This is a genomic window from Mycobacterium alsense, assembly GCF_002086635.1.
In the GTDB taxonomy this organism is placed as follows: Bacteria; Actinomycetota; Actinomycetes; order Mycobacteriales; family Mycobacteriaceae; genus Mycobacterium; species Mycobacterium alsense.
Genome location: NZ_MVHD01000004.1, coordinates 16,759 through 38,053, shown reverse-complemented (window position 1 = coordinate 38,053; position 21,295 = coordinate 16,759). Strand labels below are relative to the sequence as shown.

Genomic DNA, 21,295 nt, shown 5'->3' with positions numbered 1-21,295 from the left:
GGCGAAGGAGCCCCCATGAGCAGCGCAGACCGCCCGTTTCGTGTGATCCAGTGGACGACCGGAAACATCGGGCGGCGATCGCTGCACGCCATCATCGGCAGGCCGGACATGGAGCTCGTCGGCGTCTACGCCCACGGCCAGGACAAGGTGGGTGTGGACGCCGCCGAGCTCTCCGGCTGGCCCACGCCCACGGGCATCAAGGCCACCGACGACGTCGACGCGCTGCTGGCGTTGCGGCCGGACGCGTGCTGCTATAACCCGTTGTGGCCCAACGTCGACGAGCTCGTGCGGCTGCTGGAGTCCGGTGTCAACGTGTGCACCAGCGCCGCCTGGATCACCGGCGGCAAGCAGACGCGTGAGGACCGCAAGCGCATCGAGGATGCCTGCCGGCGGGGCGGATCCACGATCTTCGGCAGCGGCGCGCATCCCGGGATGACGAACATGATCGGCATGGTGCTGTCCGCCTCCTGCGAGCGTGTCGACGAGATCCGGATCACCGAGTCGGTGGACTGCTCGACCTACGAGTCGGCGGAAACCCAGACGGCGATGGGGTTCTCGCAGGACCCCGACACGCCGGGCCTGGCCGAGAGCGTGCGTATCGAAAGCGAGGTGTTCGCCGAGTCGGCGGCGATGATGGCCGACGCGATCGGGGCCGAGCTGGACAGGATGACCTTCGACGTCACCTTCACCGCGGCCACCGCCGATTCCGACCTGGGCTTCATGAAGATTCCCGCGGGAACCGTCGCCGGCGTCCATGGCTACCACCGCGGCTGGGAAGGCGACCGCAACGTCGTCAGCGTCGGATTCAACTGGACGATGGGCGGTCACGTGGTCCCGCCCAAGCCCCTCGAGCACGGGCACGTCATTCAGGTGTTCGGGCTGCCCAACATGCGCACGGTCCTGCACTGCCTGCCGCCGAAGGATTGGACCGAGCCCGGGTTCATGGGGCTGGGAATGATCTACACCGCGATGCCGGTGACCAATGCGGTCCCGGCCGTGGTGGCCGCCCGGCCCGGCATCGTGACGCTTGCCGATTTGCCGCCGGTCACCGGCCGGGTCGCGCGCTAGCGGCGCGCCCCCCGGAGGAACGGCTTCGTGCCTTAAGGTCTACGATGCTTAGCCGAGCAAAGGTTCTGTCGGTAAGACGGCGGGGTTCCCACAGCGGCGAGCGGAGGGCGGTCAGGTGGCTAAACCAGATGCCGGCGCCGTGACCCGCGTCGTCAAGCGAGCCTGGATACCCCTGGTGCTGGTGGTCGTCCTGGCGGTCTCGGCATTGGTGGTGTCGCGGCTGCACAAGATCTTCGGATCGCAGGACCTCAACGCGAACGCCGGCAAGGGGATCGAGATCGTGCAGTTCAACCCGAAGGTCGTCGTCTACGAGATCTCCGGCCCGCCGGGGGCCACCGCCAACATCAACTACTGGGACGAGAACGCCAACACGCATCAGATCAACAACGCCGCGCTGCCGTGGTCGACCACGATCTCGACCACCCTGCCGTCGGTGAGCGCCAACATCATGGCCCAAAGCGACGGCAGCCGGATCACCTGCAAGATCACCGTGGACGGCGTGGTCCGCGACGAACAGAACTCCGATGGCCACAACGCCCAGACCTTCTGCCTGGTGAAGTCCGCATGACCGACATCGACAAGACCGACTCCGACGCCAGGCGCGCCGACGAGGCCGCGGACACCGCCCCGATCACCACCCGGGGCCTGTCCAAGGCCGAGCGAGGCCACCGGCCGTACCTGCCGCACGCGATCCGCATCTTCGCGGTGCCGATCATCGTGGCCTGGGTGTTCGTGACGGTCCTGGTGAACGTCATCGTCCCCACATTGGAGAAAGTCGGCGAGGCGCATTCGGCGCCGATGACACCCCTGGACGCGCCGTCGATGAAGGCGATGATGCGCCTGGGCCACAACTTCCACGAGTTCGATTCCAACAGCACGGTGATGATCGTGCTGGAGGGCCAGCAGACCCTGGGCCCGGACGCGCACCACTACTACGACAAGCTGATCCGCGAGCTGCGTCAAGATCCCGACCACATCCAGCACATCCAGGACTTCTGGGGGGACCGGCTCACCGCCGCGGGGGCGCAAAGCGCCGACGCGAAGGGCGCCTACGTCATGATCAACCTGGCCGGCAACCAGGGCACGACGCAGGCCAACGAGTCCGTCGACGCCGTCCGCCACGTGATCGACCGCAACCGACCCCCACCGGGCGTGAAGGCCTACGTCACCGGTCCGGCGGCCCTGTCCGACGACATGCACATCATCGGTAACGCCAGCCTGGCCAAGATCACGCTGTTCACCCTCGGCGCGATCGCCATCATGCTGCTGCTGGTCTACCGGTCCATCGTCACGACGCTGATCCAGCTGTTCATGACGTTCGTCGCGCTGGCGTGCTCACGGGGTGTCGTCGCGGTTCTGGCGTATCACAACGCATTCGGGCTCACCACGTTCGCCGCCAACATCCTCACCATGCTGGCGATCGCGGCCGGCACGGACTACGGGATCTTCCTCATCGGCCGCTATCAAGAGGCGCTGCGCGCCGGCGAGGACCGAGAAACCGCGTACTACACCACATTCAGGGGAGTCGCCCCGGTCGTGCTCGGGTCGGGCCTGACCATCGCCGGCGCGACCTACTGCCTGAGTTTCACCCGGCTGCCGTGGTTCAACACCATGGGCGCCCCCGTGGCGATCGGCATGCTGGTCGTGGTGCTGGCGGGACTCACCCTGGGACCGGCGGTGGTCTTCATCGGCAGTCGCTTCCATTTCTTCGAGTCCAAGCGGGCGGTCAAGAGAAGCGGGCTGTGGCGGCGGGTCGGGACCGCGGTAGTGCGTTGGCCCGCACCGGTTTTGGCCGTCAGCGCCGCCGTGGTCCTGGTCGGCATGGTCGCGCTGCCGAGCTACAAGACGAGTTACAACGACCGCTACTACCTGCCGACCTCGGCCCCCTCCAATCTCGGGCAGGCGGCCGCGGACCGGCACTTCTCGCAGGCCCGGATGAACCCCGACATGTTGATGGTCGAGGCCGACCACGACATGCGAAACCCGGCCGACATGCTGGTATTGGACCGGGTGGCCAAAAACGAGATGCGCACGCTGGGCATCGCCATGGTCCAGGACATCACCAGGCCGCTGGGCATCCCGATTCAGCACAGCTCGATACCGTTCCAGAACAGCATGCAGAGCCAGACGACCATGCAGAACATGACGTTCCTCAAGGACCGCATCGCCGACATCCTCAAGATGGCCGACGAGCTGCAGGTCCAGATCGACTACACCGAGCGGCTGTACGCGATCACGAAGGACCTGTCGAGCGCGGCCGACGACAGCGCCCGGACGACGCAGGAAACCTCGGAGATCACCGACCAATTGCGCGACCACATCGCCGATTTCGACGACTTCTGGCGGCCGATCAAGTCGTACTTCTATTGGGAGAGGCACTGCTACGACATCCCGATCTGCTGGTCACTGCGGTCCCTTTGGGACTCGCTGGACGGGTTCGACGACATCGCCGGGAAATTCCACGAACTTGCGGCGGACATCAACCGCACCGCGGCGGCCACCCACGAGATGATGGTGTTGGTCCCGACGATGATCAGCACGCTGAAGACCACCAAGGGAATCACCCTGACGCTGTACCAGACGTTCAAGGCGATGATCAACCAGATGGAGGCCATGAGCGATACGGCCGTCGTCATGGGCCAGAGCTTCGACGCCTCCAAGAACGACGACTTCTTCTACCTGCCGCCGGAGGCCTTCGACAACCCGGACTTCCAGACCGGCCTTCGAATGTTTTTGTCACCCGACGGCAAGTCGGCGCGGTTCTTCATCACCCACCAAAGCGATCCCATGACACCGGAAGGCATTTCGCGCGTGGACGCGGAGCGCACGGCCGCGCAAGAGGGGCTCAAGCAGTCGTCGCTGTCGGACGCCCGGGTGTATCTCGGTGGGACCGCCGCCACCTTCCGGGACATGGCCGACGGCGAAAAATACGACCTGATGATCGCCGTGATCGCGTCGCTGACGCTGATCTTCATGATCATGCTGCTGCTGACCCGCAGCGTGGTCGCCGCCCTGGTCATCGTCGGCACCGCCGCCAGTTCGATCGCCGCGTCGTTCGGGCTGTCGGTGCTCATCTGGCAGGACCTGTTCGGCATCAGGATCCACTGGATCGTGATGGCGCTGTCGGTCATCATCCTGCTGGCGGTCGGCTCCGACTACAACCTGCTCCTGGTCTCCCGATTCAAAGAGGAGATCCATGCCGGCCTCAAGACGGGGATCATCCGCTCGATGGCCGGAACCGGCGGGGTGGTGACCGCGGCGGGGCTGGTGTTCGCCTTCACCATGGCGTCCATGCTCGGTAGCGACCTGCGCGTGCTCGGGCAGTTCGGATCGACCGTCTGCATCGGCCTGCTGCTGGACACCCTGATTGTGCGCACCCTGCTGATGCCGTCGATCGCGACCCTGCTGGGGCGCTGGTTCTGGTGGCCGCAGGTCGTCCACCCGCGCGGCGACAACGCGCGGCGGCCGGCAGTTGCCGGCGCCCGGGCCTGACGCACCCTTTCGAGGAAAACGGTCATTGTTTCGTCATAATCGTGGCGTACTGGTTGTCTGTCATTGATCGCGACCACGCGATGGATCGGCCGACGAGAGGTACGACATGTCCTTCGTGGAACTGGTGCCGGAGACGCTGACCGCGGCGGTGACCGACCTGACCGGTATCGGCTCGACGATCAGCGCCGCCAACGCGACCGCCGCGGTCCCGACCAGCGGGCTGCTGGCCGCGGGCGGCGACGAGGTGTCGGCCGCGCTGGCGACGCTCTTCGGCGAATACGGTCGCGAATATCAGGCGTTGGCCGGGCAGCTGGACGCGTCGTACGACCGCTTCACGCGCAACCTGGCGGCCAGCATGAATTCGTACGCGGCCACCGAGTTCGCCGGCATCGGGCAGCTGTTGTCGGGCCTGGCCGCCGGGCCGGCCCGCGCGATCAACGAGCCCGTCCGGGAACTGACCGGGCGCCCGCTGTTCGGCGCGGGCACCAACGGCTACACCACCGCTCGGGGCGTGGGAACGCCGGGCGGTCCCGGCGGTTGGCTATTCGGAGACGGCGGGACGGGCGGCGTCAGCACCTCCTACGGAGTTGCCGGGGGCGCCGGGGGCGCCGGCGGTTTCCTCCTGGGCAACGGCGGCACCGGCGGCGGCAGCCTTTATGGCGGCATGCCCGGGGGCCCCGGCGGCCCCGCCGGCCTCATCGGCATCGGCGGAACGGGCGGGGCCAGCGGCCCCGGTGGGGTGGGCGGTCCGGGCGGTCGCGGCGGCCTGCTGGGACTGCCCGGCACGGCGGGGATAAGCATGCAGCTTGCGGTGGACCAAACCCTGATCCATCCGGATCAGTACGGCAATCCGATCCTGAACATCTCCGTCGGCGACGGACCCAGCGTGCCCGTCATCGTCGACTCGGGCGCCACCGGCCTGGTGGTACCGCCGCAATACGTCAATGTGGCGACCCTGGGCAGCCCCACCGGGAGCGGTTCGGTCAGTTACGGAGGGACCCTGTTCGTCGACTACCAGACCTATCAGACGACACTAAATTTCGGGAATGGCATCGTGACCACGCCGACCACCGTCGGCGTCGCCACCTCGGCGTATCTGGGCAACCCGGGCAACCCCGTCGCGCTTTCGTCGCTACCCGCCTATTTGGGCGTGGGCCCGAACGACGGATACCCGTTCACCACCCCGGTGACGAGCGCATTGCCGGGCGACATGAACGAGGGCGTGCTGATCAACCTGCCCCGCGGCATGCTGGAGTTCGGGCCCAATCCGCTGCCACCCCTGGTCGCTTTGGACGGCGCCCCGAGAACCGTTGTGCAGGTGCAGATCAACCACGAACTACCGCAAACCGTCGGGGCTTTCATCGACTCCGGTGGGGTGAGCGGGGCCATCCCCCAATCGTTGGTCCCGGGCCTCGACATCGGCAACCATCTCCCCGCGGGAACAACCATCACGGTCTCCACGATCAACGGCGTGCCCCTCTACACACAGACGGTCACGGTTGGCGACACTCCACTCGTGGTGGCGTCCGCGACAGGGCCCAAGTACGGCGCCGGCTACTACGTCTTCAATACCGGCAATTATCCCTTCTCCCAACTGCCGATCTATATCTGGAACAACGACGCGGTGGGAACGACGATCTTCGACCAACAACTTTGAGATCCGAGATCAGTCCGCCAATTGGAGGCACACCACGATCGCTCCGGCGCCGACGTGCACCGCGAGCACCGGCCCCAACGGGGTGATGATCGCCGGCTCGCACCCCGGCAGCCGTTCCGCGAGCGTCGCCGCCACCTCCTTCGCGCCGTCCGGGTTGGCGACATGGTGCACGGCCAGGGCGGCGGGCCCTTCGCCGACGGCCTCGCAGACCCGGTCGATCATCGCCGCGGTCGCGTGGGTGACCGTGCGGACCCGTTGCGCCAGAACGAGTTTGCCGTCGTCGATACGCAGCACCGGCTTGAGGGCCAGCGCGGTGCCCAGCCATGCCTTGGCCCCGCCGATGCGCCCGCTGCGGCGCAGGTTGTCCAGCCGGTGCACCACCGCGAACGCACGTCCCCGCGACACGGCCGCGCCGGCGGCGCCGGCGACGGCGTCCAGGTCGCCGCCCGCGGCCGCCGCGCGCGCGGCGGCCAGCGCGACGAAGCCGGTGCCCATCGCGGCCGACCTCGAGTCGACCACCCGCACGTTCGCGTCCAAGTCGGCCGCCGTGCGTTGGGCGGCGCCGAAGGTGCCGGACAGCGCCGAGGAAAGGTGCACCGCCACAACGCCGTCGCCGCCGCTGTCGGCCAGCGCCTGCTGGTAGGCGTTGGCCAGTTCGGCCGGGGTGGCCGCCGCGGTGGTGGCGTATTGCTTGTAGATGTCGTCGGGGATGTCGTCCACACCGTCGCGCAGGTCGCGGCCGTCGAGCAGGATGTGCAGCGGAACGACCCGGATGTCCCATTGTTGGAGCAACTCGGCGGGCAGGCGAGACGACGCATCGGTCACCACCACGACACTCACGAGCGCTACCCCCGGGGCTTCTCGTGGGGTATCCCGGCCTCGGCCAGCGCCTTGAGCATCAGCTCCGCGACCGCCTGGTGGGCTTCGAAATTCCAGTGAATACCGTCGGGGTTACCGCGCCCACTCATAATCTGTTCGGCCACAGCCGCTTTGAGATCCACCAACGGAATGTCGTGTTCGTGCGCCCAGTCCGTGATCGCGGCGACCGTCCCGGCGCGGCCGTGGTGCGCCTTGCCGTACGTCTCGGCGATGTGCACCGAGGGCAGCGACGCCACGATCGGGATCCCGGGCCGGTTGAAATCGATTGCGCCCCGCGTCTGTTCGAGGTATTCGGCGCTCAGGTGCGGCGGCAACGCCGACCGGGCCACCGGCGAGAGCCTGGGCTGCAACCAGGCGTAGCCGTCGCGGGCCCAGCGGCGCAACCACGGCGGGCGCACGTAGCGGATCAGCTCGCGCAGCGCGGTCGGTAGGACCGAGGGCAGCGAATCCATCCCGCCGGTCGCGAAGATCACCGCACCCGCCCGGGGCAGCGCCGCCCACGCCCGCGGGTCCTGCGTCGCAGCCCACCACACGTCGCGGCAGGTCCAGCCGATGCGGCCGATCAGCTCCACATCCCAACCCAGGTGTGCCGCAACGATATTGGGCCAAATGCGCGGATCGTCGGCGGGCAGTCCGCCGGTCGGCCCGTAATAGGACAACGAGTCGGCGAACACCAGCAACGTGGGCCTGGCCCCCGGGTCAGAGGACATCGTTGGCCACCTGCGCCGAGGCGTTCCACACGTCGAGGCGCCACCGGATGTCGTGAAAATCGGCGCGATCGTCGGAATGGCCGGACAATTGCACCCAGCTGGCGTTGCCCATGCCGCCCAGGATCGGCCAATTGGCGACCGGGAGCCGCAGCAGCGCCGCGGACAACGCGGCGATCAGCCCGCCGTGGCCGACCAGCACCACCGGTCGATCCGCGTGGTGGGGGTCGCCCCAATCAGGCTCGCCGGCAACCAATTCGGCGATCAACGGAAGGCTGCGGGCGGCCACGTCGACCCGGCTCTCGCCGCCGTGCGGGGCCCACGTCGCGTCCTCGCGCCAGGCCAGCCGGGCACCCGGAGCCTCGGCGTCGATCTGGGCGTGCGTCAGGCCCTGCCAGTCGCCGAGGTGGGTCTCCCGGATCCGGTCGTCCACCCAGACCCTCAGGCCCGTGCGCTCCCCCAGCTTGATCGCCGTGTCGTAGGCGCGCCGCAGGTCCGACGAGACGATCAACAGCGGCTGCAGCTTGCCCAGCACCTCGGCGGCCGCGACGGCCTGCGCGCGGCCCAGCTCGCTGAGCTGGGTGTCCAGCTGCCCCTGCATCCGGCTGCCGAGGTTGTAGTCGGTCTGCCCGTGGCGCAGCATCACCAGGCGTCTGATCCTCATGGCGCGTCCAGGTCCACCGGCACCGTCGGGCAGTCACCCCACAGTCGGTCCAGGGCGTAGAAATTGCGGTCGTCCTGATGCTGGATGTGCACGACGATGTCGCGGTAATCCAGCAGCGTCCAACGCCCTTCCCGGGCGCCTTCCCGCCGCGCCGGCCGGTATCCCGCCCGGCGCATCTTCTCCTCGACCTCGTCGACGATCGCGTTGACCTGCCGCTCGTTGGACGCCGACGCGATGACGAAGCAGTCGGTGATGACCAGCTGGCCGGAGACGTCGATGACGACCACGTCGCTGGCCAGCTTCGCCGCCGCCGCGCCCGCCGCGACGGTGGCCATGTCGATGGCTTCCGGGGTGGCGCTCACGCCGACCCCTCGCCGCCGGGCTTGCTGTAGAGCCGCCGCTTGGAGACGTACTGCACGACCCCGTCGGGCATCAGGTACCACAGCGGGCGGTGCTGCTCGGCGCGCCGGCGGCAGTCGGTCGACGAGATCGCCAGGGCCGGGATCTCGACCAGCGTCAGCGCGTCCTCGGTCAGCTCGCCCAGCACTCCGGTGATGTGCTCGCGGCGCAGCTCGTAGCCGGGCCGGCTGACGCCGACGAAGCGCGCCAGCGCGAACAGCTCGTCCCAGCCCTGCCACGACAGAATGGACTCCAGGGCGTCGGCGCCGGTGATGAAGTACAGCTCGGAGTCCGGGTTCAGCGCGCGCAGGTCGCGCAGGGTGTCCCGGGTGTAGGTGGGCCCGGCGCGGTCGATGTCGACCCGGCTCACCGAAAAGCGGGGGTTGGAGGCGGTGGCGATCACCGTCATGAGATAGCGGTCCTCGGCGGCCGAGACGCTGCGGTCCTTCTGCCACGGCTGCCCGCTGGGCACGAACACCACCTCGTCGAGGTCGAATAGGTCGGCGACCTCGCTGGCGGCAACCAGGTGACCGTAATGGATGGGGTCGAACGTCCCACCCATCACTCCCAGCCTGCGCAGCCGCTTTTGCACGATGTGCCAGCTTACTTGAGGCGGCGATGACCCACCTTTTCGTCACATCCGCCACAGGAGTCTCTCCGCCGGGTGGGACGCTCGGTGCCCGCCTCACAGCGACTATGCGAGGCGGGCGCTCAGACCACCGTCGCCGACAGGGACGGACGTGGCCGATGTGACGAATGAGGCCCAGCGGTCACGGTCCCGCCTCACACGGGCAGCAGCTGGTCGATCACCGCGGCCAGTTGCTTGGCCGAGCGGCATTCGTGCATCGGGATGACGTCCTGGTAGCGCGGCACCGCCGAGTCGCCGCTGCCCCACAGGTGTTTGGGTTCGGGGTTGAGCCAGTGCGCGTGGCGGCTGGCGGTCACCATGTCGGCCAGCACGTCGATGGCCGGGTCGCGATAGTTGGTGCGCCCGTCGCCCAGCACCAGCAGCGAGCTGCGCGGCGACAACGCGTTCGGGTGCGCCTGCAGGAACGAGACGAACGCGTTGCCGTAGTCGGAGTGCCCGTCGCGGCTGTAGACACCGGCCTCCCGGGTGATGCGCTGGATCGCCACGGCCAGGTCGGCCTCCGGCCCGAACATGTGCGTCACCTCGTCGGTGGTGTCGATGAAGGCGAACACCCGGACGCGCGAGAACTGTTGCCGCAGGGCGTGCACCAGCAGCAGCGTGAAGTGGCTGAACCCGGCGACCGAGCCCGAAACGTCGCACAGCACCACCAGTTCCGGGCGCGCCGGGCGGGGCTTGGCCAGCACCACGTCGATCGGCACGCCGCCGGTGGACATCGACTTGCGCAGCGTCTTGCGCAGGTCGATCGTCCCGGCGCGCGAGCGCCGGCGGCGCGCCGCCAGCCGGGTGGCCAGGGTGCGGGCCAGGGGCGCCACGACCCGTTGCATCTGGCGTAGCTGCTCGCCGGAGGCGCGCAGGAACTCGACGTTCTCGGAAAGCTGTGGAATGCCGTACATCTGGACGTGGTCGCGGCCGAGCTGCTCGGCGGTGCGGCGCTTGGTCTCGGCGTCGACCATCTTGCGTAGCTGTGTGATCCGCTGCGCCGCAAGCGCTTTGGCGATCTGCTCCTGAGTGGGCGTGGGCTCGTCACCGTACGGGGCCAGCAGCCCCGCCAGCAGCTTGCCCTCCAGCTCGTCGAGCGCCATCGCCTTGAGCGCCTGATACGACGAGAACGACGGTCCGCGGCTCGAACTGTATTTGCCGTAGGCCTCCACGATCCGCGCGATCATCGCGACCAGCCGCTCGTCCATGTCGGCCAGGTCGGGATTTTCGGTGAGCAGGTCCAGCAGCATCTGGCGCATCGCCTCGACGTCGTCGTCCGGCAACGACTGGTCGCCCGACCCCTCGCCCGACTCGTCGTCCAACACCACCGCCCGCGCCCCCAGCGCCGCGGGGAACCACAGGTCGAACATGGCGTCGTAGGTGTCGCGGTGGTCGGGGCGGCGCAGCACCGCGCAGGCGATGCCCTCGCGCAGCACATCGCGGTCGGCCAGGCCGAGGGTCGCCATTACCCGGCCGGCGTCCACCGTCTCCGACGGCCCCACCGAAATCCCCGCTCCGCGAAGCGCTTCCACGAAACCGACCAGGTGGCCCGGCAGCCCGTGCGGGGCCAGCGGGCGGGTGGGGCGGATGCGGCGGGCGGCCATTTAGTTCAGCCTGAGCTCGCCGGCCGCGCGCTGCTGGTCGGATTGGTGCTTGAGGACCACGCCGAGCGTGGCGGATACCACCGCGTCGTCGATGGTGTCCAGGCCCAGCGCGAGCAGGGTGCGGCCCCAGTCGATCGTCTCGGCGATGGACGGGACCTTCTTCAGTTGCATGCCGCGCAGCACGCCGATGATGCGCACCAGTTCCTCGGCCAGGTGCGCGGGCAGCTCCGGGACCCGGGACAGCAGGATGCGCCGCTCCAGGTCGGGGCTCGGGAAGTCGATGTGCAAGAACAGGCAGCGGCGCTTGAGCGCCTCGGACAGTTCCCGGGTGGCGTTGGAAGTGAGCACGACGAACGGGGCCCGCTCGGCGATGAGCGTGCCCAGTTCGGGGACGGTCACGGCGAAGTCGGAGAGCACCTCGAGCAGCAGGCCCTCGATCTCGATGTCGGCCTTGTCGGTCTCGTCGATGAGCAGCACCGTCGGCTCGGTGCGGCGGATGGCGGTCAGCAGCGGACGCTGCAGCAGGAATTCCTCGCTGAACACGTCGTCCTTGGTCTGGTCCCAGTCGCCCGAACCGGCCTGAATTCGGAGTATCTGCTTGGCGTGGTTCCACTCGTAGAGCGCGCGCGCCTCGTCGACCCCCTCATAGCACTGCAGGCGGACCAGGCCCGAGCCGGTGGCCTGGGCGACGGCGCGGGCCAGCTCGGTCTTGCCGACGCCGGCCGGACCCTCCACCAGCAGCGGCTTGCCCAGCCGGTCGGCCAGGAACACCGCGGTGGCGGTGGCGGTGTCGGGCAGGTAGCCGGTCTCGGCCAAGCGTCGCGAGACGTCGTCGATGTCGGCGAACAGCGGCGCGGGCCGGGCGGGCACAGTCACAATCTCGGTTCTCCTAAAGCATCGGGACGTCAGGCCGGGCGGACGTGCCCGTCTCCCCACGCGATCCACTTGGTCGAGGTCAATTCCGGCAATCCCATCGGGCCGCGCGCGTGCAGCTTCTGCGTCGAGATGCCGATCTCGGCGCCGAACCCGAACTGCTCACCGTCGGTGAACGCCGTCGAGGCGTTGACCATCACCGCGGCGGAGTCGACGCCGTCGGTAAACCGTTGGGCCGCGGCCATGTTCGTGGTGACGATGGCCTCCGTGTGTCCGCTGCCGTACTCGTTGATGTGGTCGATCGCGGCGTCGACGCCGTCGACCACCGCCACCGCGATGTCCATCGACAGGTATTCGCGGCGCAGGTCGGCCTCGTCGGGGTTGAGGTGCACCGACACCCCGGCGTCCTGCAGGGCGCCCACCAGCCTGGGCATGGCCTCGCCCGCGATCGCGGCGTCGACCAGCAGCGTCTCGGCCGCGTTGCACACGCTGGGCCGGCGCGTCTTCGAGTTCAGCAGGATCCGTTCGGCCACCTCCAGGTCGGCGGCCTCGTGCACGTAGACGTGACAGTTGCCGACACCGGTTTCGATGGTGGGGACCTGCGCGTCGCGCACCACCGCGTCGATCAGGCTGGCGCCGCCGCGCGGGATCACCACGTCGACGAGGCCGCGGGCCTGGATCAGGTGGGTGACCGTGGCGCGATCGGTCGACGACAGCAGCTGGACCGCGTCGGCGGGCAGGTCCTCGCTGACCAGCGACGCGCGCAACACGTCGACGAGCGCCTGGTTGGACTTGGCCGCCGACGAGCTGCCGCGCAGCAGCACGGCGTTGCCGGACTTGAGGGCCAGCCCGAAGGCGTCGACGGTGACGTTGGGCCGGCCCTCGTAGATCATGCCGACCACCCCGAGCGGAACGCGCTGCTGGCGCAGGTGCAGCCCGTTGGGCAGGGTGTAGCCGCGCAGCACCTCGCCGACCGGGTCGGGCAGCGTGGCGACCTGCCGCAGGCCGGCCGCGATCCCGTCGACGCGCCTGGCGTCCAGCGCCAGACGGTCGAGCATGGCGGTCGGGGTTCCCGCGGCCCGGGCGGCCTCCAGGTCTTCGGCGTTGGCGGCCAGGATGCGCTCGGTGTGGGCGGCGATCGCGTCGGCCGCGGACTGCAGTGCGACGTCCTTGGCGACGGTCGGCAGCGCCGCCAGCGAGCGCGCGGCGACCCGGGCGCGGCGCGCGGCGTCGTGCACCTCCCGGCGCAGGTCAGGGCGCGATGGAGCTTGCAGACTCATTGAACCAGGGTATCGGTTTGCGGTTTGCCGAGTTGGGTTGCCCCTGCGGGAACGTGCGGTGGCCGGGTCAGCCCACCAGCTCGCCGCGCCGGGCCTTGCGCACCTTGCTTTGCCGCTCGCCGAGGATGCGCCCGAAGTTCTGCAGCAGCAACGGTTCTCGCATCACCAGGTGTTCGAGGTGCTCGCGATCGATCTCCAGCGCGGTCACCTCGTCGAGCGCGTAGGCGCTCGCGGTGTTGGGCTGGCGGGTCAGCGCCGTCAGCCCCAGGAACGATCCCTCGGTCAGCGTGGTGATCGGCACGAGCGAGCCGTCGTCGGCCGTCGCGGTCAGCTGGACCCGCCCGCTGATCAGGAAGGTCATCCCGGTGGGCACCTGACCGGGGTACTCCACCGTCTCGCCGGCGCCGTAGCGGACCAGCCGCGCGCAGGAATGCAGCGCCCGTTGCTCGTCGGCGTTGAGGCGCAGGGCCGGCGCCACCACGGTGCGCACCGCCTTCTCCACGCGTTCGGTGGTCGAATAGTCGTCGTCGCTGTTGTCGAGGCGCAGGTCTTCGCGCCGCGCGGCGTACCAGATCCAGCGCAGAAACGTCGCGCGCGCGGCGCCGTCGTCGGCGGGCGAGTTGAGCCCGACGGACGTGCGGTACTCGCCGCCGCCGAGGGGGACCGTGCGGGGCACGCTGTCGCTCCTGAGCTGCGGCAGACCGAGCGCGACGCGCGAGAGCACCGCGCACACCTGGTCGGGCGGGTCGGCGGGGGAAAACGTGGTCGTTATCGCCAGTTTGTGGCTGCCGGCGGGGCGGCTGAGGTTGGTGAACGCCGTCGTGGCCAGCACCGAGTTCGGCGTGACCCGCATCCCGTCGCCGGTGTCGATGTGCACGGCCCGCCAGTTCACCTCGACGACCCGCCCCCGCGCCGCCCCGGTGTCCAGCCAGTCATCCAGCCGGAAGGGCTGCTCGAAGAGCATGAACAGTCCCGACACGATCTGGCCGACGGAGTTCTGCAGCATCAGGCCGATGACCACGGACGTGACGCCCAGCGCGGTGAACAACCCGCCGACCCGCACGCCCCAGATGTAGGACAGGATCAGCACCAGGCCCACGCCGATCAGCGCGAAGCGCCCGACGTCGAGGAAGATCGCCGGCAGCCGTTTGCGCCAGCTGTCCTCGGGGGCGCCCTCGAACACGGTCGCGTTGAGCCCGGACAGCAACAACAGCAGCACGAGGAAGCCGAAGACCGTGGTCAGCAGCCGGACCGGGACATCCCCGGCCGGGATCTGGGAGGCCTTGACCAGCAGCAGCAACAGTGCGCCCAGCGGCACCAGGTAGTTGCGCAGCAGGCCCGCCACGCGGGCCAGGCGGCTGTTTCGCCGGAGCAGCGTGTGGTGCAGTTCGGTGAGAAAGATCAGCGCGATCGGGAGGCCGACCGCGATGCCGACCGCCCAGTAAAACCACGAGGAGTGCCAGAGGTTCATCATCGCTCCGTCAATCGGTACATGTTCTGGTCCACTCCACCGACGGAGATGGTGCCGGCGGGGGCGAAATGCCGCACATCTCGCATCGCCTCGTATACCGGGGTGCTGACGTAGATGCCGGGCTGCGGTGCGCCCCTGTGGATTTGGTAGGCCAGGCTCACCGCCGCACCCCACATGTCGTAGACGAGGCTGGACCGGCCCACCAGCCCGCTGATGACGTTGCCGGTGTTGATTCCGACCCGAAGGTCCAGCTCGTGGCCCGACTGGCTGTTGAACCGGTCGATGATGTGCCGCATCTCGATGCCGAAGTCAACGCTTCGGTGAAGGCTGTCCAGCCGCGGGGCGATCACCCCGCAGGTGGCGAGGTAGCCGTTGTGGAAGGTGCGAATGCGTTCGACGCCAAGGGTTTCGGCCGCGGAGTCGAACTGCCGGAACAGGTCGTCGACGATGCCCACCAATTCGTCGCCGGACAGCTCGTTGGACAGCTCGTCGAGCCCGACGATGTCGGCGAAGATGACCGCGACGTCCTGGTGTTTCTGGGCGATGGTCGACTCGCCCTCGCGATACCGCTGGACGATAGGCTCGGGCATCAGCGCCAGCAGCAGCCGGTTGTTTTCGCGGCGCTGCTGGTTCAGCAGCTCCTCCTTGATCGCGAGGCTCCGGCTCATCTCGTTGAAAGCCGCGGTGAGGTCGCCGATTTCGTCGCGCGCGATCACCGGGATGTTCACGTCGTAGTCCCCGGAGCTGATTTTGCGGGTGCCCTGCTCCAGGCGCCGCACCGGCCGCACCGCCGCCTGGGCGATCATCATCGAAGCCACACAGATGACGAAAATCAGCGCGGTGACCGCGATCACGAGGGTCTTGCTGAAGCGTCCCAGCCGCGCGAAAGCGTCGGAATCATCCCTTGTCGCCAGGACCGACCAATGCAGGTCGGAGTCCGGAATATCCAGTGGCGCATAGGCTTCCAATTCCTTGTTACCGGCGTAGTCGGTGGCGCTGACGGTGCCGCTCTCGCCGCGCTGGGCAGCCTTGAGCCCCGCCGTCGGCACCGGCTGCACCAGCGTCGTGCCACCCAGCCGGATCGCCTTGTCCACGACGTCGGGCGGGGTGCCCGCGGCGACGGCGTCGCGCCGGTATGCCTGGGGGTTTTCCAGGAAAGTCCGTGAATCCGAACGCATCAGGTCGTCGGGGCCGACCAGATACGTCTCGGTGGCCGGACCCATGCCGGCGGCCTCCCAGCGTTTGTCCGCGGTCATGATCTTGTTGATCTTCGCTGTCGGCACGGGCAAGGCCATGACGCCCTCGATCTTTCCGTTCATGCCGACGGGCGACACCACCCACGCGGTGGGCGCGTCGAGCGCCGGCTGGTACGGCTGGAAGTCGGTGATCCACACGAAGTCGACGTCGTTGGAGCGCAGCGCCTTTTGGTACGCATCGCGCAGGTTCGACTCGCGATACGGGCCGGTGAGGATGTTGGTGCCGAGGTCCGGTCCCTTCATGACGGAGTAGACGACGTTGCCCTGCAGGTCCATCAGCAGCGCGTCGCGATAGTCGAAGCGCGTGACGATGCCGCGTAGGTAGAAGTCGTAGCGCGCGTTGGCCGCCGACCACGCGCTGCCGTCGCCGGCGTCGGCGACGGGCAACGAGTCGGCGGTCGGCCTGGGCGGCGCGGTGTAGTAGGCCTGGAGGTAACGCTGCGCCGGTGAACTCGGCAGGACGGCGTTGAGGTCGATCAGGTTGCCGGTCGCCTTCTTGATCGGCTCGATCATCTGCTTGTCGTAGTAGTCGACCAGGGCTTGTTGTTGGGCCGGACTGATCGTGGCATTGCCCAACTGGTTCAACCCCGCTGCGAGCGCCACCGTCGCGTCGATGACGCTGAACCCGCCGCTGTAGACGATCAGCGAATTGGTCACCTCGCGAAAGAGCGCCTGGATCTGCCGCTTCTGCGTTTCGCGCAGCTCGATCAACCGCTCGGCCTCGACTTCCCGCAGGGCGTTCCGGCCGGAGACGGCCCCGATCAGACCGATCACCGCGACGCCGAGAATGCCGGATAACAGCATCGCCACCATGATCTTCGACTGGATGCCGAACCGGAACCGGTGCCACGGCAAAGGTCGTCGCACACCCCTGCGGGTCTGTTCGGCCGGAGCGGATTCGGGGGCGGGTCCGGGAGCATTTTGCGTTGCCGGTTTCCCGGTGCTTTCAGCGGCGTGTTCGGCGTCTTTCAGCTCGCTCGATGTCAATCGCTTTTCCCTTCCCGTAACGGGATTTAGCACCGACTAGGCAGCAGACTAACGCGCGAACATCACGATATCGGCGATTGCAGCAAAAGGATTAGTGAAAATGGCCGGAGCCACTAACGTCGGGGTGATGGCTCGGGTGTGCGTGGTCGGCAGCGTGAACATGGATCTGACGTTCGGTGTCGCCGCGTTGCCGCGCCCGGGCGAGACCGTGCTCGCGTCGTCGTTGACCGCGGCGCCGGGCGGCAAGGGCGCCAATCAGGCCGTGGCCGCGGCGCGCGCCGGGGCGCGCGTGCAGTTCGTCGGCGCGGTCGGCGACGACGCGGCCGCCGCGCAGCTGCGGGCGCACCTGCGGGCCAACGGCGTTGGGCTCGATGCGACCGTGGCAACGCCCGGACCCAGCGGAACGGCGGCCGTCGTGGTCGACACCCGCGCCGAGAACGCCATCGTGGTGGCACCGGGCGCGAACGGTCGGTTGACGCTCACCGCCGCGGCGCGCGACGTGATCTCCGATTGCGAAGTGCTGTTGACCCAGTTGGAGATTCCGCTGTCCACGGCGGTGGCGGCGACGCGCGCGGCCCGCGCGGCCGGGGCGACCGTCATCGTCAACGCCTCCCCCGCCGGGGGTGAGCGGCGCCACCTCGCCGACTTGGCCACCGCCGCGGACGTGGTCATCGCCAACGAGGCCGAGGCGGGGGAATGGCCCTGGCGGCCAACCCACTTCGTGATCACGATCGGCGCGCGCGGGGCCCGCTACGTGGGCGCCGACGGCCAGTTCACCGTCCCCGCCCCGGCGGTCGAGGCGGTGGACACCGCCGGCGCCGGCGACGTGTTCGCGGGGGTCCTGGCCGCCGGCTGGCCGCGCGAACCGGGCGCGCGCGCCGGGCGGCTGACCGCGCTGCGGCGCGCCTGCGCCGCGGGTGCGTTGGCAACGCTCGCGCCCGGCGCGGGGGACTGCGCGCCGCGCGCCGCGGCGATCGACGAGGCGTTGCGGACGGCTTCCCGCGAGCAAACGCCGTGAGGTAACCTCGCTGGCGATGACTGCGGTCCTGGGAACGGTCATGGAAACGGTCACGGGAACGTGCATGCCGGCGACCGCCGCCGCCGACATGGCCCTCGTACTCTTCGCGATATTCGGCGTGCTCGGTTTCGGCTGGCGCAGTTGGCTGCAGTATCGCCGCACCGGCTCGACCGGGTTCCGCGGCATCAGCACCGGCGGTTGGCTGGAACGCGTCGCCGGGGTCGGCTTTGTGGTCGCCCTCGCGGTGGCGGTCAGCGCCCCGATTCTGCAGGAGATCGAGGCGGTTCAACCGGTCCGCGTGCTGAACGAGGTCTGGGTCCAGACCATCGGCATCGTGGTGGCGACGGTCGGCATCGCGGCGACGGTGTACGCGCAACTCGAGATGGGCGATTCCTGGCGGATCGGCGTGGATACGAGGGAGACGACCACGCTCGTGCACACCGGCGTGTTCGGCCGGATACGCAACCCCATCTACACCGCCATGTTCACGTTCGGAATCGGCATCGCGCTGGTGACGCCGAACGTCGTCGCCCTCGCCGGCCTCGTCCTCCTCGTCGCCACGATCGAGCTGCAGGTCCGTCGCGTCGAGGAGCCCCACCTGTTGCGAACGCACGGCGAGGCCTATCGCGAATACGCCGCCAGCGTGGGGCGGTTCGTTCCCGGGGTCGGGCTGATTCGCTAGCGGCCGTTCCCGCGTCGCCTTCATGGTCGCTGACCTGCGGTTGGCAGTAACTGGCAGCGGGCGGCGTCGAGTTGGCAGCGGTTTGCGACCAACGTGGTGTCAGCGATCGAGAAAGGAAAACCATGTCCGCCATCACCATTGACCGCACCCACACCCGCGACGGGCTGCTTCGCTTCGCGATGCGCGCCGACGCCGCCATCAGCGGACTCGGCGGCCTCGTCGGGGCGCCCTTCGCCGGCCGGCTCGCCGAGCTGTCGGGTACCACGAGATCGTTCGAGTACGGCATGGCCGCGTTTTTGATCACCTACGGGCTGGTGGTCTTCGGCCTGGCCGCGCTGCCGTCCGTGCGCCGCGTCGGGATGGGGGTCGTCGTCGCCAACCTGCTCTACACGGTGGCCGCCGTCGTCCTGGTGCTCGCCGACGTCTTCCCGTTGACCGCCGCCGGCGTGGTCATCACGTTGGCTTCCGGCGCCTACACGCTGTTGTTCGCCGAGTTGCAGTATCAGGGCTGGCGCCGCGCCAAGGCCTGAGCGGGCCGGGCCGTCCTACTCCTCGGGCACCTCGCGGTCGATCTCGTCGAGCCAGATGCGCGCGGACATGTCCGACGGCGCGCGCCAATCCCCGCGCGGCGACAGCGCGCCCCCGTGCGACACCTTGGGGCCGTTGGGCAGGGCCGAGCGCTTGAACTGGCTGAACGAGTAGAACCGCTGCACGAAAACCTGCAGCCAGTGCCGAATTTCCTTCAGCGAGTAGGCCGGCCGCTTGTCCTCGGGGAACCCCGGCGGCCAGTTGCCCCCCTCGGGGTCGCTCCACGCGTGCCACGCCAGGAAGGCGATCTTCGACGGCCGGAACCCGAAGCGCAGCACGTGGAACAGCGAAAAGTCCTGCAGGGCAAAGGGTCCGACCTTCGCCTCGCTGCTCTGCAGCTCCTCTTCTTCGCCGCTGGGGACGAGCTCCGGGGTGATCTCGGTGTCCAGCACCGACCGCAGCACCTCGCAGACCTCGGATTCGAACTGGCCGGAGGAGATCACCCAGCGGATCAGGTGCTGGATCAGGGTCTTGGGCACGCCGCCGTTGACGTTGTAATGCGACATCTGGTCGCCGACCCCGTAGGTGGACCAACCCAGCCCCAGCTCGGAGAGGTCGCCGGTGCCCAGCACGATGCCCCCGCGCTGGTTGGCCAGCCGGAACAGGTAGTCGGTGCGCAGGCCGGCCTGGACGTTTTCGAAGGTGACGTCGTAGACCTTCTCGCCGCGTGCGAACGGGTGGTCGATCTCCTTCAGCATCAGCGCCGCGGTCTCGGTGATGTCGATTTCGGAGAAGGTGACCCCGAGCGCGCGGCACAGCTCGATCGCGTTGCGTTTGGTGCGGTCCCCCGTCGCGAAGCCGGGCAGCGTGAAGGCCAGGATGTCGCTGCGCGGCCGCTCCTCGCGGTCCATGGCGCGCGCGGCGACGATCAGCGCGTGCGTCGAGTCCAGGCCGCCGGAGATCCCGATGACCACCTTCGGGTAGTCCAGCGCGCGCAACCGCTGCGCAAGCCCGGCGACCTGGATGTTGTAGGCCTCGTAGCAATCCTGTTCCAGGCGTTGCGGATCGGCCGGCACGAACGGGAAGCGCTCGATCTCACGGCGCAGCCCGATGTCGCCGCCCGGGGGGTCGAGCCGGAACTCGATGCGCCGGAACGACTCCGCCGTCGCGCGGTGGTGGCGCCGGTTGTCGTCGAAGGTGCCCATCCGCAGCCGCTCGGAACGCAGCAGCTCCAGGTCGACGTCGGCGACGCTGCGCCGCTCCCCCTTCGGGAAGCGCTCGGAGGAGGCCAGCTGCACGCCGTTTTCCCACACCATGGTCTGGCCGTCCCACGCCAGGTCCGTCGTCGACTCGCCCTCCCCCGCCGCGGCGTACACGTAGGCGGCCAGGCACCGCGACGAAGCCGAGCGCGCCAGCAGGCAACGATCCTCGGCGCGGCCGATCGTGATCGGGCTGCCGGACAGGTTGGCCAGCACGGTCGCGCCCGCCAGCGCCGCCTCCGCGCTGGGCGGGATCGGCACGAACATGTCCTCGCAGATTTCCACATGCAGGACGAAGTCCGGCAGATCGGACGCGGCGAACAGCAGGTCGGGACCGAACGGGGCCTCGATCGAGTCGATGCGGATGACGCCGCGCTCGTCGTCGCCGGGCGCGATCTGGCGGCGCTCGTAGAACTCCCGGTAGGTGGGCAGGTACGACTTCGGCGCCACGCCGAGCACCGTGCCGCGGTGGATCACCACCGCGGTGTTGTAAATGCGCTGCCGGTGGCGCAGCGGGGCGCCGACGACCAGCACCGGCAGCAGCGTGGCCGACGCGGCGACGATGTCGGCGATGGCGCGTTCGACGTCGTCGAGCAACAGGTCCTGCAGGATGATGTCGTCGATGGAGTAGCCGCACAGCGTCAGCTCCGGGAAGACGGCCACGGCGACGGCGTCGTCGTGGCATTCGCGGGCCAACCGCAGCACGGACTCCGCGTTGGCCGCCGGATCACCGATGGTGGTGTGGTGCGTGCACGCGGCGACGCGCACGAAACCCTGGCCGTAGCTGTTGTAGAAGCCCTGGTGAGAAGTCATGGCCCTTCCATTGTCGTTCATTGTCGCCGG

Annotated in this window: 18 protein-coding genes; 7 read left to right on the top strand and 11 right to left on the bottom strand. The window is 68.8% G+C overall.

Annotation, left to right across the window (positions count from 1 at the left end; translation table 11 throughout):
• Positions 1–15: 15 nt before the first annotated feature.
• From BST11_RS04170 to BST11_RS04155, 4 genes are all read left to right on the top strand, one after another.
• Positions 16–1,068, top strand: a complete 1,053-nt coding sequence (locus tag BST11_RS04170; RefSeq protein ID WP_083136731.1) for an NAD(P)H-dependent amine dehydrogenase family protein — start codon at positions 16–18, stop codon at positions 1,066–1,068.
• A 139-nt stretch (positions 1,069–1,207) separates the two neighbouring features.
• Complete coding sequence (locus BST11_RS04165) at positions 1,208–1,636, top strand: MmpS family transport accessory protein (RefSeq protein ID WP_083136730.1); 429 nt, start codon at positions 1,208–1,210, stop codon at positions 1,634–1,636.
• Complete coding sequence (locus BST11_RS04160) at positions 1,633–4,560, top strand: MMPL/RND family transporter (RefSeq protein WP_083136729.1); 2,928 nt, start codon at positions 1,633–1,635, stop codon at positions 4,558–4,560. The genes BST11_RS04165 and BST11_RS04160 overlap by 4 nt, the downstream gene beginning before the upstream one ends.
• Positions 4,561–4,666: 106 nt before the next feature.
• Entirely contained in the window at positions 4,667–6,217 is a 1,551-nt protein-coding gene (locus BST11_RS04155) for a PecA family PE domain-processing aspartic protease (protein ID WP_083136728.1), read from the top strand.
• 9 nt (positions 6,218–6,226) lie between these two features.
• Here the strand turns inward: BST11_RS04155 and BST11_RS04150 are convergent, their stop codons facing one another.
• The 10 genes from BST11_RS04150 to BST11_RS04105 all read right to left on the bottom strand — a co-directional run bounded on the left by BST11_RS04150 (position 6,227) and on the right by BST11_RS04105 (position 16,965).
• Positions 6,227–7,057: a DegV family protein gene (locus tag BST11_RS04150; protein ID WP_083136727.1), complete on the bottom strand. Its 831-nt coding sequence runs from the start codon at positions 7,055–7,057 to the stop codon at positions 6,227–6,229.
• 5 nt (positions 7,058–7,062) lie between these two features.
• A complete protein-coding gene (gene octT, locus BST11_RS04145; RefSeq protein WP_083136726.1) occupies positions 7,063–7,806 on the bottom strand; it encodes a diglucosylglycerate octanoyltransferase in 744 nt (247 codons plus the stop codon).
• Entirely contained in the window at positions 7,796–8,467 is a 672-nt protein-coding gene (gene gpgP, locus BST11_RS04140) for a glucosyl-3-phosphoglycerate phosphatase (RefSeq protein WP_083136725.1), read from the bottom strand. The genes octT and gpgP overlap by 11 nt, the downstream gene beginning before the upstream one ends.
• Positions 8,464–8,829 carry a ribosome silencing factor gene (gene rsfS / locus BST11_RS04135; protein ID WP_083136724.1) on the bottom strand — a complete coding sequence of 122 codons (366 nt, stop codon included), beginning with the start codon at positions 8,827–8,829 and terminating at the stop codon, positions 8,464–8,466. Before rsfS ends, gpgP begins: the two co-directional genes overlap by 4 nt.
• Complete coding sequence (gene nadD, locus BST11_RS04130) at positions 8,826–9,446, bottom strand: nicotinate-nucleotide adenylyltransferase (RefSeq protein ID WP_264010440.1); 621 nt, start codon at positions 9,444–9,446, stop codon at positions 8,826–8,828. The genes rsfS and nadD overlap by 4 nt, the downstream gene beginning before the upstream one ends.
• A gap of 203 nt (positions 9,447–9,649) precedes the next feature.
• Positions 9,650–11,098 (bottom strand): vWA domain-containing protein, encoded by a 1,449-nt coding sequence (locus tag BST11_RS04125; protein WP_083136722.1) that lies wholly within the window; start codon positions 11,096–11,098, stop codon positions 9,650–9,652.
• Positions 11,099–11,974 (bottom strand): AAA family ATPase, encoded by an 876-nt coding sequence (locus tag BST11_RS04120; protein WP_067321948.1) that lies wholly within the window; start codon positions 11,972–11,974, stop codon positions 11,099–11,101. It lies immediately after the preceding gene.
• A 29-nt stretch (positions 11,975–12,003) separates the two neighbouring features.
• The gene (locus BST11_RS04115) at positions 12,004–13,251 is read right to left on the bottom strand and encodes a glutamate-5-semialdehyde dehydrogenase (protein ID WP_083136721.1); all 1,248 of its coding nucleotides are present in this window, start codon (positions 13,249–13,251) and stop codon (positions 12,004–12,006) included.
• A gap of 67 nt (positions 13,252–13,318) precedes the next feature.
• On the bottom strand, positions 13,319–14,722 hold the full coding sequence (locus tag BST11_RS04110; protein WP_083136720.1) for a mechanosensitive ion channel domain-containing protein: 1,404 nt from the start codon (positions 14,720–14,722) through the stop codon (positions 13,319–13,321).
• A complete protein-coding gene (locus tag BST11_RS04105) occupies positions 14,722–16,965 on the bottom strand; it encodes an adenylate/guanylate cyclase domain-containing protein (protein WP_083136719.1) in 2,244 nt (747 codons plus the stop codon). The genes BST11_RS04110 and BST11_RS04105 overlap by 1 nt, the downstream gene beginning before the upstream one ends.
• Positions 16,966–17,065: 100 nt before the next feature.
• On the opposite strand from BST11_RS04105, the gene BST11_RS04100 reads away from it, so the two are divergent.
• The 3 genes from BST11_RS04100 (at position 17,066) to BST11_RS04090 (ending at position 19,195) form a co-directional block, all read left to right on the top strand.
• Positions 17,066–17,983 (top strand): PfkB family carbohydrate kinase, encoded by a 918-nt coding sequence (locus BST11_RS04100; protein WP_244897500.1) that lies wholly within the window; start codon positions 17,066–17,068, stop codon positions 17,981–17,983.
• 64 nt (positions 17,984–18,047) lie between these two features.
• Complete coding sequence (locus BST11_RS04095; protein ID WP_083136841.1) at positions 18,048–18,665, top strand: methyltransferase family protein; 618 nt, start codon at positions 18,048–18,050, stop codon at positions 18,663–18,665.
• A 122-nt stretch (positions 18,666–18,787) separates the two neighbouring features.
• Positions 18,788–19,195, top strand: coding sequence for a hypothetical protein (locus tag BST11_RS04090; RefSeq protein ID WP_083136718.1), 408 nt, complete (start codon positions 18,788–18,790; stop codon positions 19,193–19,195).
• A gap of 15 nt (positions 19,196–19,210) precedes the next feature.
• On the opposite strand, the gene BST11_RS04085 is transcribed toward BST11_RS04090, so the two are convergent.
• Positions 19,211–21,265 carry an NAD(+) synthase gene (locus BST11_RS04085; protein ID WP_083136717.1) on the bottom strand — a complete coding sequence of 685 codons (2,055 nt, stop codon included), beginning with the start codon at positions 21,263–21,265 and terminating at the stop codon, positions 19,211–19,213.
• Positions 21,266–21,295 lie beyond the last annotated feature (30 nt).